Annotated in this window: 15 protein-coding genes; 6 read left to right on the top strand and 9 right to left on the bottom strand. The window is 58.6% G+C overall.

Annotation, left to right across the window (positions count from 1 at the left end):
• Positions 1–35: 35 nt before the first annotated feature.
• Positions 36–311, top strand: coding sequence for a helix-turn-helix domain-containing protein (locus tag ACZCWR_RS21080; RefSeq protein ID WP_487303568.1), 276 nt, complete (start codon positions 36–38; stop codon positions 309–311).
• 3 nt (positions 312–314) lie between these two features.
• Here the strand turns inward: ACZCWR_RS21080 and ACZCWR_RS21075 are convergent, their stop codons facing one another.
• Positions 315–1,262 carry a DMT family transporter gene (locus ACZCWR_RS21075; RefSeq protein WP_487303567.1) on the bottom strand — a complete coding sequence of 316 codons (948 nt, stop codon included), beginning with the start codon at positions 1,260–1,262 and terminating at the stop codon, positions 315–317.
• A 692-nt stretch (positions 1,263–1,954) separates the two neighbouring features.
• Between ACZCWR_RS21075 and ACZCWR_RS21070 the strand changes: the two genes are divergently transcribed.
• Entirely contained in the window at positions 1,955–2,161 is a 207-nt protein-coding gene (locus ACZCWR_RS21070) for a hypothetical protein (protein WP_487303566.1), read from the top strand.
• 14 nt (positions 2,162–2,175) lie between these two features.
• Here ACZCWR_RS21070 and ACZCWR_RS21065 read toward each other — a convergent pair whose 3' ends face one another.
• Positions 2,176–2,610, bottom strand: a complete 435-nt coding sequence (locus ACZCWR_RS21065; protein ID WP_487303565.1) for a hypothetical protein — start codon at positions 2,608–2,610, stop codon at positions 2,176–2,178.
• A gap of 258 nt (positions 2,611–2,868) precedes the next feature.
• On the opposite strand from ACZCWR_RS21065, the gene ACZCWR_RS21060 reads away from it, so the two are divergent.
• Positions 2,869–3,258, top strand: coding sequence for a hypothetical protein (locus tag ACZCWR_RS21060; protein WP_487303564.1), 390 nt, complete (start codon positions 2,869–2,871; stop codon positions 3,256–3,258).
• Between the two features lie 5 nt (positions 3,259–3,263).
• On the opposite strand, the gene ACZCWR_RS21055 is transcribed toward ACZCWR_RS21060, so the two are convergent.
• From ACZCWR_RS21055 to ACZCWR_RS21040, 4 genes are all read right to left on the bottom strand, one after another.
• On the bottom strand, positions 3,264–3,431 hold the full coding sequence (locus ACZCWR_RS21055; protein WP_487303563.1) for a hypothetical protein: 168 nt from the start codon (positions 3,429–3,431) through the stop codon (positions 3,264–3,266).
• Between the two features lie 181 nt (positions 3,432–3,612).
• On the bottom strand, positions 3,613–4,641 hold the full coding sequence (locus tag ACZCWR_RS21050; RefSeq protein ID WP_487303562.1) for a S1C family serine protease: 1,029 nt from the start codon (positions 4,639–4,641) through the stop codon (positions 3,613–3,615).
• Positions 4,642–4,710: 69 nt separating this feature from the next.
• Positions 4,711–5,607, bottom strand: coding sequence for an ATP adenylyltransferase family protein (locus ACZCWR_RS21045; protein ID WP_487303561.1), 897 nt, complete (start codon positions 5,605–5,607; stop codon positions 4,711–4,713).
• Between the two features lie 4 nt (positions 5,608–5,611).
• The gene (locus ACZCWR_RS21040; RefSeq protein ID WP_487303560.1) at positions 5,612–6,907 is read right to left on the bottom strand and encodes an L-fuconate dehydratase; all 1,296 of its coding nucleotides are present in this window, start codon (positions 6,905–6,907) and stop codon (positions 5,612–5,614) included.
• 226 nt (positions 6,908–7,133) lie between these two features.
• Here ACZCWR_RS21040 and ACZCWR_RS21035 point away from each other — a divergent pair, with 226 nt between their 5' ends.
• Together ACZCWR_RS21035 and ACZCWR_RS21030 are read left to right on the top strand one after the other, a co-directional pair.
• Positions 7,134–7,898: a ParA family protein gene (locus ACZCWR_RS21035; protein ID WP_487303559.1), complete on the top strand. Its 765-nt coding sequence runs from the start codon at positions 7,134–7,136 to the stop codon at positions 7,896–7,898.
• Between the two features lie 171 nt (positions 7,899–8,069).
• Complete coding sequence (locus ACZCWR_RS21030; protein ID WP_487304762.1) at positions 8,070–8,972, top strand: LysR family transcriptional regulator; 903 nt, start codon at positions 8,070–8,072, stop codon at positions 8,970–8,972.
• Here ACZCWR_RS21030 and ACZCWR_RS21025 read toward each other — a convergent pair.
• Complete coding sequence (locus tag ACZCWR_RS21025) at positions 8,960–9,814, bottom strand: mechanosensitive ion channel family protein (RefSeq protein ID WP_487303558.1); 855 nt, start codon at positions 9,812–9,814, stop codon at positions 8,960–8,962. The genes ACZCWR_RS21030 and ACZCWR_RS21025 overlap by 13 nt on opposite strands.
• A gap of 151 nt (positions 9,815–9,965) precedes the next feature.
• A complete protein-coding gene (locus tag ACZCWR_RS21020; protein ID WP_487303557.1) occupies positions 9,966–10,493 on the bottom strand; it encodes an Lrp/AsnC family transcriptional regulator in 528 nt (175 codons plus the stop codon).
• A 143-nt stretch (positions 10,494–10,636) separates the two neighbouring features.
• Between ACZCWR_RS21020 and mdeB the strand changes: the two genes are divergently transcribed.
• Entirely contained in the window at positions 10,637–13,339 is a 2,703-nt protein-coding gene (gene mdeB, locus ACZCWR_RS21015) for an alpha-ketoglutarate dehydrogenase (RefSeq protein WP_487303556.1), read from the top strand.
• Here the strand turns inward: mdeB and ACZCWR_RS21010 are convergent.
• The gene (locus ACZCWR_RS21010; RefSeq protein WP_487303555.1) at positions 13,336–13,977 is read right to left on the bottom strand and encodes a phosphoribosyltransferase; all 642 of its coding nucleotides are present in this window, start codon (positions 13,975–13,977) and stop codon (positions 13,336–13,338) included. The two genes, mdeB and ACZCWR_RS21010, sit on opposite strands and share 4 nt — an antisense overlap.
• Between the last annotated feature and the right edge of the window lie 189 nt (positions 13,978–14,166).

The following is a 14,166-nucleotide window of genomic DNA, read 5'->3' as shown; positions in this document are numbered from 1 at the left end:
ACGGCATGAATAAATAATTCGAGAGACTTGCAGAAATGGGACGTCATTCCCAAGCCATGGGGCATTTGGAACGTAGTGAGGAAGACAATGCATTGCGGCGCGCCATCGCCGCGCGGCTCGACCGGGCCATGCAGAAAGGCAATATCAGTTCCGCGAAAGCGGCCGACTGGCTGGACGTCAGCGAAGACGATGTTCAGTACTGGCGGCGCGGCATCACGGTGCCGCCACTTCACGCTTTCACGCGGATTGCGCGAGCGCTCGATCTTGACGTGAACTGGCTGTGTACCGGCCAGGCGGCCCACGCCAACTAGGTTTCAGTCGATCGTCCGAACGATCGCCTGTGCCTGCGCCGTCTTGCGCCCATGCAACAGCACGGTGCCGATGCCGCTGCCCGCGATCACGCACATGCCAATCGCCATCCACTTGTCAGGCACTTGCCCGAACAGCAGCCAGCTAAAGAACGCGGCGAAGGCAAGTTGTCCGTACGAAAACGGCGTGAGCACGGAAAGCGGCGCGCGTCTGAGCGCCTGAAGCATCATCAATTGACCGAGCGTGGCCATCGTCGCCATGAACGCGACGAGGAGCCAGTTTCCTGCGCTTACGCTTGCGAGCGCGGGCAGCATTTGCGCCTGATCCATCCAGACCAGCACGCACAGCACGATTGTCGCGACGAAGGCGGTCAGGAAGTTGGTCGTGATGGCATCGTCCACGCGCGAAAGGTGGCTCGACACCACCTGAAAGCACGCGAACGTCGTCGCCGCGCCGATCGGATACACCACGGTCCACGTGAACTGACTGCCGCCCGGCCGCACCACCAGCAACATGCCGATGAAACCGAGCGCGACCATCGCCCACTTGCTGCGCGAGACGTGATCCTTGAGCACGAGCGCGGCAAGCAGCGTCGAAATGAGCGGCGCCAGCATGGCGAGCGAGGTGGTGACCGGCAGCGGCAAATGCCGCAGACCGGCGAACGTGCAGGCTGAATTCGTGAGCAGCAGAATGGCGCGAATGAATTGAAGCCGGACATTGCCGGTGCGAATCAGGCCGGATGCATCGCGCCTGCCTTGCCACACGCCGAGCACGATCATCTGAAACAGATAGCGCACCCAGAGCAGCGCGAGCAACGGAACGGCCGCGCCGATCAGCTTGACGGTGGAATCGCTTGCCGCGAAGAAGGCGGTCGTCGCGACCATGATGAAGATGCCTGCGCCTGTGGTATCGGTATCAATCCGCAGTCCTGCCTTGCCCTCGAACGTTGCCATCGAAATTCCATCTGTTGGCCGGGCATCGAAAAACGCACGGACGATCGATCGGCGTTCGGATGTCGGACTGAATAATGAATGCGGTGTACTACACCGATGCTTCATTGTCCCGGCATAGCGGAGGGTTGACAAGGCAATCGTAAAGTTTTTGTGCCCGTGTTGTGCGCGGGTCACGTTGCGGAACGAACCAGATCGTACAAAACGCCTGTGTGGCGAGATTCGGTGGTATCGCCTGCAACGAACGTGTAAGTGCGCTTAGTGAATGCGCAAATTCGACTTATGTCGGAATGCGAACGAACGTCGCAGTGGATGCGACGAATACGATTTGTTTCGGGTTTCAATGCTTCGGCATACTACGTTTATTGGGGCAAAATCGGCGTCTGCGCGAATGGACGCGTCTCTGAGAACGAGCACGGCGGCACGGCTAATTACATTGCCATTGACTTTACCGACAGCGCCAATCGGACGAATCGAACGAACTCGCTCCTATTGACGGCAGCAACACACCCGTATCGTTCGGTCTTGATTTCGCAACACCGGGCAATACGAATCAGCGGAGTATTGAAAGGAAGCGCTCGTCACTTTCACGATGTCTTCTCATTGATTGGAATCCATTTGCACGATTCCCTTGCCATTGGACCTTTCCCGCCTACACTTAAAGTAGATTCTCAACTGCTGCGCGGGAGGAAACGATGAAAGCGAGAACGCACGATGTCGTGCGCATGCTGGCGATGTTCCGGCACTCCGCGCAATGCAGGCGGCTGCGCGATGCCGCGGCAGTCGCCGAGGCACGCGCGCTCTTGAACGAGCCTGCGGAACCCGATACCGAAGCGCACGACATTGCCGACACACGAACGGAACTCTGCGGCCCGGGCAAGCCGCACAGTGGAATGCATTGATCGCGCTCTCTGGCTTAAGTGCCCGCCAACTTACGGTACGGTGAAAAGTGCCAATGGCCGGCTGCGTCCTTCACGGCGACGGCGCCGTGTTCATGCAAGACCTTACGTACTGCTGCCGGCCTGATGTCCGAAGTCATTCGAATAACGAGCAGCGTGCGCTCCAGACCGGCTTCATCGGTTCCATCGTTGGAAGCGGCTTTTCCTTCCTGTATGTCGTGCTGAGCGAAACGATTGCGCGCACCGACCACGCCCTGGTGCTCGCCGTGCGCGACATACTCGGCATCGTCTTCGTCGTGGACAGGGAATGGGATCGCATCGAGATCGGGGGCGTTTTTTCCTGCGCGATAGAGATGCGCATCGTCGCGATTGAGGCCGGCCATCTGCAAGGCGCGCAACGCATCATGACCATCGCGCCACGAAGAAAATACGCCAATCAGCACCGTGTCCATGTATTTGACTCCCGTAGTCCCGCATCGCTTACCTGAAAAAGGCGCGTCGACGAATTCGTCATATCTTAGACAGCAACCTGTATTCCCGAATGACGATGCGAAACCCTTAAGGCAATTCGGACTCAAGCGGTGTCATGAGAGAAAAGCCGGGTTGCGACCCCACCGGCAATCACCTAAAGTGAGGCACCCGATTCACTGTTCAGCGTTTGCCCGTGACGACCCGACGTGCAGCGCCACGCTTTAACTCGTGAGGTTCGAATGATGGCGAAAGCCTGTGCATGGCTGCTCTTGTTGGGGACGGTGTTGGTGATGGCTGGCGAAGCATCGGCGGCTACATGCTATAGCGACGGTGACGTGGTCACGCTCGAAGGAAAGGCCGCAAAGCAGGCCACGCATGAGACGGACAGCAATGCGCAACGCGCCTGGGTACTTGCGCTCGCAAGTCCCATTTGCATTCTAGGTGCGGCCTCGGGTCAGGCAGCCCGCCAGCAATTGACGGTGTCTGCCGTGCAAATCATCGATGCCGTGCCGCCGGAGAACGCGCGCGTTCAACTCACCGGCAAACTCGTTACCGGCAACGTGAGCACTTATTACGCAGTGCCAACAGCGCTGTGGGTGCTCAAACAACGCGTCTTGTCGGAGCAATGAAACAGTCAAGCTGCTTTGGCTTGATAGCGGCTATATTCCGCTACGACGAGATAAAGCGGTTGATCGTCCAGCTTTCGTTCCTGAGCGAAACGCACGATGGCATCGAGTTGCCGGCCGGAACAACGAAATGCTTCCCGGCGCGGCGTGGCCTGACTTTTCTTTTGTGTGTTCATGGCAATCCTTCCTGACTCGCGACCTTCCCCGTAGGGTAAGGCTGTTACACGGAATAGAACCGTGTCCGCGCTTGCCTGCTTTCGGTATTAAGCCCGAATGTCAGAGGATTGACCGCATGCCAGCGCACATAGACACTCAATTAGCCTTAGCGCAAAGCGTGGGCCCGCCTTATTCCGATACTTAGCCCGTTTGCTCCACGGGCGTCACGTTCAGATCTATCTTCTGCGTTCCGCGCAGCACCGTGACCTTCACCGGCCTGTCGATGCGCGATGCATCCAGCGTGCGCTGCAACCCATCCACGCTGTCCACACTGGATTCATCCACCGACACGATGCGGTCACCCGTGCGCAATCCGCCCAACCCGGCCGGACTGCCTTTGACGACTTCCATCACGTGTACACCGCTTGCCGCGGGCAGGCCAAAGAAACGCTGCACGCGTCGCGCAATGGGCATGGTGGTTCCTGCCACGCCGACATAAGCGCGCCGCACGCGGCCATGCGCGAAAATCTGCATGATGACCCACTTGGCCGTGTCGATGGCAGTGGCAAAGGAAATGGCCTGCGCGCCCGAGATGATCGCGGTATTCACGCCGATCACATTGCCTGCGGAATCGATAAGCGGCCCGCCTGAATTGCCGGGATTGAGCGCTGCATCCGTTTGAATGACATCGTAAATCATGCGGCCCGACGTGGAGCGCAAGGACCGCCCGAGCGCGGATACCACGCCGGTCGTGACGGTCTGTGCGAGTCCGAGCGGATTACCCACTGCGATGGCAATCTGCCCCACGCGCAGGTTTCCCGACTCGCCAAGCGCGACGTGAGGCAACGGTTCGGGCGAGCCGATCCGCAATACCGCAAGATCGCTGTCGGGATCGTCGCCGACGAGATCGGCGTGAAAATGCGCGCCATCCGCCAGCGTGACGGTGATACGTGTCGCACCGTGTACTACATGGCTATTGGTCAGGAGATAACCGTCGGGCGTGAAGATGAATCCCGAACCGCTTCCGCCTGCATTACGCCGGCTCCCGCGCGGATCAACCAGTTCGCGTTCGACTGCAATGAATACCACGGCCTGTTGCACTTTCTCCAGCGCGCCGATGACCGTGCGCGAATAGGCATCGAGCAATGCCGTGTCGTCGAGTGGCGCGGACGTGGACGCACGCTGCGCACCGCGCGCGAGGTCGTCAATGAATTGAGGGCGGCTTCCCATGTCGATGGACTCCCGTTGTGTGGAAGCGCACATGCGGTCTCGTGATGCCTTTTTCAAGGCCCTTTCGCGTTACAGGCGCTTCCCGGCGCGCGAAAGCAAGGTCATCGGTCCAAGCGTTTCGATGACGCCGCGTTGCGTATCGTCGCGCACGAACAGCGACCCCGCGAAGCCCAATGCATTGATCGCCACGCCTTCGACATGCGACATCGTGCGCGACACGGCAAGCATCCAGCGCCGCGTAACGAGCAGGTTATAAGGCGCGGACTGATGCGGCGTGCCCATGACATCCATCGCCTGAATGCCGATTGAATTTAACAGCGCTCGATAAAGCTCGTGCATTTCCTTAGCGGAGAGCGGAGTCTTATCGTCGAGCCAGACGGCGGCGTGAACGAAGGGAAAGCGCGGTACGCTAAAGAGCGTGTCTTGCCGTGCTGCTTCGATCAACGGTTCAATCGGCGGCACGTGACCGTCGAGCGGAAGCGGCACCATTTGCAAGTGCTTGTGCGGTTGACTCGACCCGGCAATTTCGCCGCCGTTATAAAAGCCTAGCGCATCGAATTGTTCAAGACATGCAAGAAGCGCCGCAAAATCATTCTCGGTCAAAAGCGATTCCTGCGGCTCGAAATCCGTCGTGACGATCAGCAGATGATGCTCGAGCACATTGAACTTATTCAGCAATAGAAAATGATGCTCGCCGATATCCCCGACACGCAATGCCTGCTCGCACGGCGAAAACGGGTCGCGCCATGCCGACGCCGCATCCGCCGCGGACTTCGCGGCGAATTTGGACGCCTGTTCCTTGCGCGCGAGATTCGCCGCTTGCCGCACCAGAAAGCGCACGCCGTGATCTTCGATGACACCGGGCACCGTCGCGAAGGAGCGCAGCGCCCCGCACGCCAGCGCGACCTCCGTTTGCGAGACGATGGCCTGCCATGAAGGCGCCTGCACGGCGTGTCGGTCGTTCATCGTCTTAGCGCCACGCTTCACCCTTGCCGAACTCGAAGCGCTCCAGCGACGCCGCATGCATTTCGATGCTATAGCCCGGCGCTTGCGGCGGCATGTAACGCCCATTGCGAATAACGACCGGATCGAGAAAATGCTCGTGCAGATGATCGACATATTCGAGCACGCGATTGTCGAGCGACGCCGACACGCAGATATAGTCGAACAATGAAATATGCTGTACGTACTCGCACAATCCCACTCCGCCCGCATGCGGACAGACCGGCACGCCGAATTTCGCCGCCATCAAAAGCACGACGATGACTTCATTCAGGCCACCAAGTCGGCAACTATCGATCTGACAAAAATCGATGGCTTCCGCTTGCAGCAATTGCTTGAAGATGACGCGATTCTGGCAATGCTCGCCGGTCGCGACACCGATCATCGGTGCCAGGCGTTTGCGAATGGCGGCGTGCCCCAATACGTCATCAGGACTCGTTGGTTCTTCTATCCACCACGGATTGAATTCTGCTAAACGGCGCATGTTCGCAATCGCCTGATCCACTTCCCAAACCTGATTCGCGTCCATCATCAGCTTGCGGTGCGGGCCGATTTCCTCACGCAGAATGCGCGCGCGCCGCACGTCCTCTTCGAGATCGCCGCCGACCTTCTGCTTGAAATGCGTCCAGCCTTCCGCCACGCCTTCACGCGCGAGGCGTCGAATCTTGTCGTCGTCGTAACCGAGCCAACCTGCCGATGTCGTGTAAGCGGGAAAGCCTTGCTCGAGCATGTCTTTCTCGCGTTGCGCACGCGTCTCCTGATTGCGCTTGAGCAGCGCAAGCGCTTCGGATGGCGTGATGGCATCCGTCACGTAACGGAAGTCGAGGCAACGCACGAGTTCTTCAGGGCTCATGTCCGATAGCAGCTTCCAGACCGGCTTCTTTTCCGACTTGGCCCACAGATCCCATACCGCGTTGACCACCGCCGCCGTCGCAAGATGAATCGCGCCCTTGTCTGGGCCGATCCAGCGCAATTGACTATCGGACGTGATGCCGCGCCAGAAAGCGCCCATATCCGCCGCGATATCCTCGATTTTCTTGCCGACGACAAGATGCGCGAGCGCTTCCACGGCCGCCACGACCACTTCCGTGCCGCGTCCGATGGTGAACGTCAAGCCATGGCCCGCGAGCCCGGCCGTATCGGTTTCGAGAATCACGTAAGCGGCGGAATAATCCGGCGCCGCGTTCATCGCGTCGGAGCCATCCAAAGAGCGCGAAGTGGGAAAGCGAATATCGCGCACGGACAGCCGGGTGATGCTTGTCATAAATGTCTCCTCCTTGATGGTGTATTCGTGCAGCGTCGTGCAAAGGCTTAGGCACTCAAGCGTATCATCGCTTGCGCTTTCGAATCTCGGCGCCAAAGACCCATTGCCGCAAGGGGCACGATCTCCCACATTCTGATGCGCTAAGATCATGTGCCGACATGGCTGCGTGACCAAAGCGGCTGCATGTTCATTGAAACGATCGTTCGAATCCGAGGATAACAAGCCGATGCGCCGTGTGGTCTTCAATCAAAAGGGTGGCGTGGGCAAGTCCACCATCGTCTGCAATCTCGCGGCCGTGAGTGCATCGCGCGGCCTGCGCACGCTGGTGATCGATCTCGACCCGCAAGGCAATGCGAGCCAATACTTGCTTGGCGCGGATGCGCGCGACGCCCGGCCAAATCTGGCGACTTTTTTCGAAACCGCCTTGAGCTATAGCTTTCGCGAACCGGATTTCGATTCTTTCGTTCATTCGACGCCGTTCGAAAATCTTGACATCGTGCCTTCGCATCCCGATCTCGATTCGTTGCAAGCCAAGCTGGAATCGCGCTACAAAATCTATAAGCTGCGCGACGCGCTGAAAAACCTAAAGAATTACGACGCCGTCTATATCGACACGCCGCCCGCGCTCAATTTCTTCACGCGCTCCGCGTTGATCGCAGTGGACCGCTGCCTCATTCCATTCGATTGCGATGACTTTTCCCGCCGCGCGCTTTATTCGGTGCTGGAGAACGTGCAGGAAATTCGCCATGACCACAATCCCGAACTGAGCGTGGAAGGCATCGTCATCAATCAGTTTCAGCCGCGCGCGAGCTTGCCGCAGCAACTCGTCGATGAACTGCGCGGCGAGGACTTGCCCGTGCTCAATTCGCATCTGTCGCTGTCGGTCAAGATTCGCGAGAGCCATCAGCATGCACGTCCGATGATTTATCTCGAACCGCGTCACAAGCTTGCGCAGGAATACGCTGCGCTTCATGAAGAACTCAATCGATGACGCCAGCATGACATCGATGCGGCTCATGGAATAAATCCGCCTCGAAACCGTTCTTGCATGAATGGCGCGATACACACGCGCCGTCTTTTCATGCGAGATGCGACGATGACCGGTCCCGGCAACGGCAATTCATTCAATCATGGTCCTCCGACCACCGAAAGTCTTTCCGGCATGGTGGCATTCGTGCGCGCGGCGGAATCGGGCAGCTTCGTGGCAGCGGGGCGCGCGCTTGGATTGTCTGCATCGGCGGTTGGAAAAAGCGTGATGCGGCTGGAGTCGAAACTCGGCGTGCAATTGCTCAACCGCACGACGCGGCGCATCGGTCTCACGCATGAAGGCGCGCGTTTCTTTGCGCGCTGCAAACGCATTCTCGCGGATCTGGAAGATGCCGAGAGCGAACTCTTTCATTCGACCTCATCGCCGCGCGGGCGGCTAAGAATAAGCGCGCCATTGCTTGGCGCGCGGCTCTTGCTACCTTATGTGCCGGAGTTCAGGCGTCGATTTCCTGATATCGATTTGGACATAGACTTTAGCGACCGTCCGGTCGATGTCACGCAAGACGGTTACGATGCGGTCATTCGCACAGGACGCCTGGCCGATTCCCAATTGCTTGCGCGGCCGCTCGCGCAATATGGTCCGGTGGTCGTGGGTTCGCCCGCTTATTTCGCGGGACACGGCGAGCCTTTGACGCCCGTCGATCTCGAAGGGCATGCGTGCATTCGTTTTCGTTCGCCATCCGATGGACGCGTGCAGCCCTGGCGCTTTCTAAACGACGATCAGACGCTCGCCATCGAGCCGCACGCCGCGCTGACCTTCAACGATATGGAAGCGGTATTGGCGGCCTGCATTTCCGGATTAGGCCTTGCGTATGTGCCGGATTTCGTTGCACGCGGCGCGATGGAAAGCGGCTTGTTGCGCGCGGTGTTAAGCGCACATCTGAGTCGCGAAGGCGCGTTCCATATTCTATGGCCGCCGAGCCGTCATGAAGCGCCGCGCTTGCGTGCATTCATCGATCATCTGGCTTCACGTCTGGCCGGTGCGCCCACGAATGAAATGCGCTTTCAGGCGGCCTGATCGCCCCGCAAGGGAATGGACGCCGGCACTTCTCCGATGACACGCCGTGCAACAGGCGTCTCCGGCGTGGGATAGCCCGCTTGCCTGAAGGTCTCGATGATCGCGCGGTTGGTGTCGAAATAGACCTGCCAGTAATCGCTCGTCTTCGTATAAGGGCGCACGCACAAAAGCGGTCCTTCCGGCGTGAACGAGAGCACTTCGACATCGGGTGCGGGCACGTCCGCCACGTTCGGTATCTTGCTCACGGCCTCTTTGAGCCGCGCGATGGCGTCGAGCACATCGACACCATTGGCGATCTTCGCCGTCAGTTCGACGCGGCGATGAGGCAGCAAACTGAAATTCCAGATCGTGTCGGAAAAGATCTTGTTGTTGCCGATGATCGCGGCCACATTGTCGGGCGTCGTGATGGTCGTGCCGAACAAGCCAAGCTCGGTCACGGTGCCGGTCACGCCGCCTGCCGTGACGAAATCGCCAACCTTGAACGGGCGCAATACCTGCATGAAAATGCCTGCCGCGAAATGCGCGAGCAAGCCGCCCCATGCGGTGCCTATAGCGAGACCGAGGCCTGCCAACAAGGCCGCGAACGAAGTAGTCTGTACGCCGAAAATCTGCAGGACCGCGAGTACGAGAAGCAGATTCAGCAGCACGCCGATGATCGAGCCGAGATAGTGCGCGAGCGTGGGATCGACGCGGCCATTGCGCGAAAGCAGTTTGCGCAGCGCGCCCGTGACCAGACCGATCAGCCATCGCCCGATGACCCATAACGCAATGGCTCCGGCAACCATGATCGCGAAGTCCACGCCGCGCGTCATGACGAATACACGTACGGTATCGAGATTCATATCGGCCTCTCGTGCTTAGGGAATTCCTTTAAGGAAAACGACTAGAGTGGCTTGACGAGTTATAGGCGAAGCTAAGAATCACCGCAAGAATTACACGAACGCTTCACGCGTTCATTCGGAAGCGGCAGCATCGACCGAAATGTTCATACGATCAGGTCCAGTCGGCTTGATCGTCATCTGTGTCGGGAAGCGTAAGGCCGGAGGCAGGCAAAGGCAGCGCGGTCTTATAGCGCACTTGTTTGAGCGCGAAGCTCGAACGAATGTTGGCGACGCCGGGCAACTTCGTGAGTCGTTCGAGAATGAAGCGTTCGAGCGCGGCGACATCCGGCAAGACCACGCGCAAAAGATAATCGGCGTCACCCGTCATGAGATAGCACTCCATGACTTCGGGACGTTCGCTGATCGCCTGCTCGAAGCGGGCGAGCGCATCTTTCACCTGCTTTTCCAGGCTGACCTGAATGAACACGTTGATGCTCAAGCCTAAAGCCTCAGGGTTGAGCAAGGAAACGTGCTGCCTGAAGAGGCCGGCTTTTTCTAGCGCGCGCACGCGATTGAAGCAAGGCGTGGCCGAGAGATTCACGGCGCGCGCCAGTTCCGCATTGGTGATGCGCGCGTTCTGCTGGAGCTGATTCAGAATGCCGATGTCGATGCGGTCGAGCCGCTGCTTGGACGATGACATGGTCAAACGACTCCTCTTATTGGCGTTTTAGAAGAATAAATACACTAAAGAACGGCTTAACGCCAGCCAAAAGAGACGCATATTCTGTCGGTCAACGGATATGCTGAACATCATTGCCCATGAAAAATACTTGGAGCCGCGCCATGACCGACCTGTCGAGCGGGACGCAACATATTCTCTCTCTTGCCAAAGGACGCGAGGATATCGACCCCGCCGAAACTGCCGAATGGATCGAAGCATTGGATGCGGTCGTCGCGCACGTTGGCAAGGAGCGCGCGCAATATTTGTTCGACCGGCTTGCCGAACATGCCTTGTCGGTCGGCGTGGAATCGGCGCGCGCGCGAGCAACGCCTTATGCCAATACCATTCCCGTGACGCTTCAGCCGCCTTATCCCGGCAATCTGGATATCGAAGAAAAGCTGGCGGCGGTATTGCGCTGGAATGCGTTGGCCATGGTCGTGCGCGCCAATCGCGCTTATGGCGAACTGGGCGGACATATCGCCAGCTATGCCTCGGCAGCGGATCTCTTTGAAGTCGGCTTCAATCATTTCTTTCGCGCAGCCGATGACACGCACGGCGGCGATCTCGTCTATTTCCAGCCGCATTCTTCGCCTGGTGTGTATGCGCGCGCCTTTCTTGAAGGCTTTCTCGATGAAGCCCACTTGCGGCACTATCGGCGCGAAATAGCCGGGCCGGGTCTGTGTTCGTATCCGCATCCGTGGCTCATGCCGGACTTCTGGCAGTTTCCGACGGGCTCGATGGGCATTGGTCCGATCAACTCGATTTATCAAGCGCGTTTCATGCGCTATTTGCAGAATCGCGGCTTGTTGCAGACCGCGGGCCGTAAAGTGTGGGGCTTCTTCGGCGACGGCGAAATGGACGAGCCGGAATCGATTGGCGCGTTGTCGCTTGCGGCACGTGAGCAACTCGACAATCTGGTGTTCGTCATCAACTGCAACTTGCAGCGGCTCGACGGGCCGGTGCGAAGCAATGGCCGCATTGTCGATGAACTCGAAGCGCAATTCACGGGCGCGGGATGGAATGTCATTAAAGTGCTGTGGGGTTCGGATTGGGATGCGCTGTTTGCTCGCGATCGAACCGGTGCTTTATTGCGCGCCTTCGCGCATACCGTCGATGGTCAGTTTCAGACCTTTTCCGCTAACGACGGACGCTATAACCGCGAACGTTTCTTTGGTCAGAATCCCGAACTGGCCGCGCTTGCCTCGCATCTCTCGGATGAAGATATCGACCGCTTGCGTCGCGGCGGCCACGATGTCAAGAAGCTGCATGCCGCTTACGCCAGGGCGCTCGCGCACAAGGACCAGCCTACTGTCATTCTCGCCAAGACCATGAAAGGTTTTGGCATGGGCACGTCAGGGCAGGGCCGCATGACGACGCATCAGCAAAAGAAGCTCGATCTGGATGATCTCAAGGCCTTTCGTGATCGCTTCCGCTTGCCGCTGTCGGATGAGGATGTCGAACAGGTGAAGTTTTATAAGCCTGCCGATAACACGCCTGAAATGCGCTATTTGCACGAAAGGCGCAAGGCTTTGGGCGGCTATCTGCCGCGCCGCCGCGCGCATGCGTCACACGCGCTCAAACCGCCTTCGATGAAAAGCTGGGGGCAATTCGCGCTCGAAGCATCGGGTAAGGAAATGTCCACGACCATGGCGTTCGTGCGCATGCTCGGCAGCTTGCTCAAGGACGCTGAAATCGGCAAGCGCGTCGTGCCCGTGGTCGCAGACGAAGCGCGAACGTTCGGCATGGCTAATCTCTTCAGGCAAGTGGGTATCTATTCACCGCTCGGCCAGCTCTACGAACCTGAGGACATGGGTTCGATGCTCTATTACCGCGAAGACACCACCGGGCAGATTCTCGAAGAAGGCATATCGGAAGCAGGCGCGATTTCTTCATGGATTGCCGCCGCGACGTCCTATAGCGTGCACGACTTGCCGATGCTGCCGTTCTATATCTATTATTCGATGTTCGGCTTCCAGCGTATCGGAGACCTGATCTTCGCGGCGGCGGATCAACGTTCGCGCGGCTTTCTCATCGGTGCGACAGCGGGACGCACGACGCTTGGCGGCGAGGGCTTGCAGCATCAGGATGGCACGAGTCATCTCGCGGCATCGACTATTCCGAATTGCCGCGCTTATGATCCCGCTTTCGCTTATGAAGTCGCCGCCATTGTCGATGAAGGCATGCAGGAAATGCTCGTGCGTCAGCATGACGTGTTTTACTACATGACCGTCACCAACGAGAATTACGCGCAACCGTCCGCGCCGGATCACGCATTGGATGCAGCGACACGCGAAGGCATTCTGCGCGGTATACACCGGATTCAGGGCGATTCGGAAACCGCGCGAGTTCAATTGTTCGGCTCCGGCGCGATTCTGAACGAAGCCATTGCCGCGCGCGCCATGCTTAAGGATGAATGGAATATCGATGCCGCTGTGTGGAGCGTGACGAGCTATACGGAATTACATCGGGATGGCGCGGCCAGCGAGCGTCTTTCGCGCGTGGACGATGTCGCGCCAGATGCGTTCGTCACTCGGGCGCTTGCTTCATCGCGCGGCCCCGTCATTGCGGCAAGCGATTACGTGCGTGCCGTGCCCGAACTGATTCGTGCTTATGTGCCGCATCGTTACGTCACGCTCGGCACCGATGGCTTCGGGCGCAGCGACACGCGACAGGCATTGCGTGCATTCTTCGAGGTGGATCGCGTGGCAATCGTCGTCGCGGCGCTCAAGGCGCTGGTGGATGAAGGTGCGATCGAGCGCGCCGTGCTGAACGCCGCGCGCGCGAAGTATGCAACGCAGCAGCAGGACGCGCCCTGGACGCGCTAGCGCGCGGCCGTCAGCAACGATAGCACTTCGTCGTCGCTCGTTTGTTCGAAGTCCATATAAAACTGTCCGACACCGAAAAAATTGAGTGGACGTATCGCGCAAACGAATTCATCCACGAGTCCTTTGATTTGCGATTCCGCATGGATCGGCGCAAGCGGCAGCGCCGCGACAATGCGCGCAGGATTCAGACGACGCAATGACAAAGCAGCCGCCTTCATGGTGGCGCCCGTCGCCATGCCGTCATCGATCACAATGGCCACGCGACCGTTCACGTCGAGCGGCGCACCCGTGCCGCGATAAAGCCGTTCGCGCCGCGCAAGTTCCGCGCGTTCATGTTCGATGACGACGTTCAGCGCATCCTTCGACACGCTCGCATGATTGACGATACGTTCGTCGATAAAACACGTATTGCCGGATGCGATTGCGCCCATGGCCAGTTCCGGCTGTGCAGGCACGCCGAGCTTGCGCACGATCAGCACGTCGAGTGGCGCATGAAGCGCCAGCGCCACTTCATACGCCACGGGCACGCCGCCGCGCGGCAGCGCAAGCACGCTGACGTCCTGCCGTCCGGAATAAACGGTGAGATGAGCAGCGAGCACGCGGCCGGCGTCGCGCCGGTTTGAAAACGTCGAAAGCATGAATGAGTTTGCATAATCGGTGCATGCACGCTTAGCATACTCGCGAGAAAACCGAACGATCATGCTTAACAGTTTGGCGCGTCGATTGCGCTTAAGTTTTTTGAGTTTTTAAAAAAGGCAAGCGGCGAGAAGCGTCGTTATCCCCGCTATGCCAATGTGCATTCCCCGGTTACGATATGTCAGTCGAAT

Source organism: Caballeronia sp. A2-2, from assembly GCF_057612605.2.
The sequence above is the reverse complement of the archived record's forward strand: the minus strand, read 5'-3'. Positions and strand labels throughout refer to the sequence as shown.

What these genes read in the sequence shown, in the direction of transcription:
- ACZCWR_RS21080 (WP_487303568.1), top strand. Translation starts at nt 36, where the DNA reads ATGGGACGTCATTCCCAAGCCATGGGGCATTTGGAACGTAGTGAGGAA.
- ACZCWR_RS21075 (WP_487303567.1), bottom strand. Translation starts at nt 1,262, where the DNA reads ATGGCAACGTTCGAGGGCAAGGCAGGACTGCGGATTGATACCGATACC.
- ACZCWR_RS21070 (WP_487303566.1), top strand. Translation starts at nt 1,955, where the DNA reads ATGAAAGCGAGAACGCACGATGTCGTGCGCATGCTGGCGATGTTCCGG.
- ACZCWR_RS21065 (WP_487303565.1), bottom strand. Translation starts at nt 2,610, where the DNA reads ATGGACACGGTGCTGATTGGCGTATTTTCTTCGTGGCGCGATGGTCAT.
- ACZCWR_RS21060 (WP_487303564.1), top strand. Translation starts at nt 2,869, where the DNA reads ATGATGGCGAAAGCCTGTGCATGGCTGCTCTTGTTGGGGACGGTGTTG.
- ACZCWR_RS21055 (WP_487303563.1), bottom strand. Translation starts at nt 3,431, where the DNA reads ATGAACACACAAAAGAAAAGTCAGGCCACGCCGCGCCGGGAAGCATTT.
- ACZCWR_RS21050 (WP_487303562.1), bottom strand. Translation starts at nt 4,641, where the DNA reads ATGGGAAGCCGCCCTCAATTCATTGACGACCTCGCGCGCGGTGCGCAG.
- ACZCWR_RS21045 (WP_487303561.1), bottom strand. Translation starts at nt 5,607, where the DNA reads ATGAACGACCGACACGCCGTGCAGGCGCCTTCATGGCAGGCCATCGTC.
- ACZCWR_RS21040 (WP_487303560.1), bottom strand. Translation starts at nt 6,907, where the DNA reads ATGACAAGCATCACCCGGCTGTCCGTGCGCGATATTCGCTTTCCCACT.
- ACZCWR_RS21035 (WP_487303559.1), top strand. Translation starts at nt 7,134, where the DNA reads ATGCGCCGTGTGGTCTTCAATCAAAAGGGTGGCGTGGGCAAGTCCACC.
- ACZCWR_RS21030 (WP_487304762.1), top strand. Translation starts at nt 8,070, where the DNA reads ATGGTGGCATTCGTGCGCGCGGCGGAATCGGGCAGCTTCGTGGCAGCG.
- ACZCWR_RS21025 (WP_487303558.1), bottom strand. Translation starts at nt 9,814, where the DNA reads ATGAATCTCGATACCGTACGTGTATTCGTCATGACGCGCGGCGTGGAC.
- ACZCWR_RS21020 (WP_487303557.1), bottom strand. Translation starts at nt 10,493, where the DNA reads ATGTCATCGTCCAAGCAGCGGCTCGACCGCATCGACATCGGCATTCTG.
- mdeB (WP_487303556.1), top strand. Translation starts at nt 10,637, where the DNA reads ATGACCGACCTGTCGAGCGGGACGCAACATATTCTCTCTCTTGCCAAA.
- ACZCWR_RS21010 (WP_487303555.1), bottom strand. Translation starts at nt 13,977, where the DNA reads ATGCTTTCGACGTTTTCAAACCGGCGCGACGCCGGCCGCGTGCTCGCT.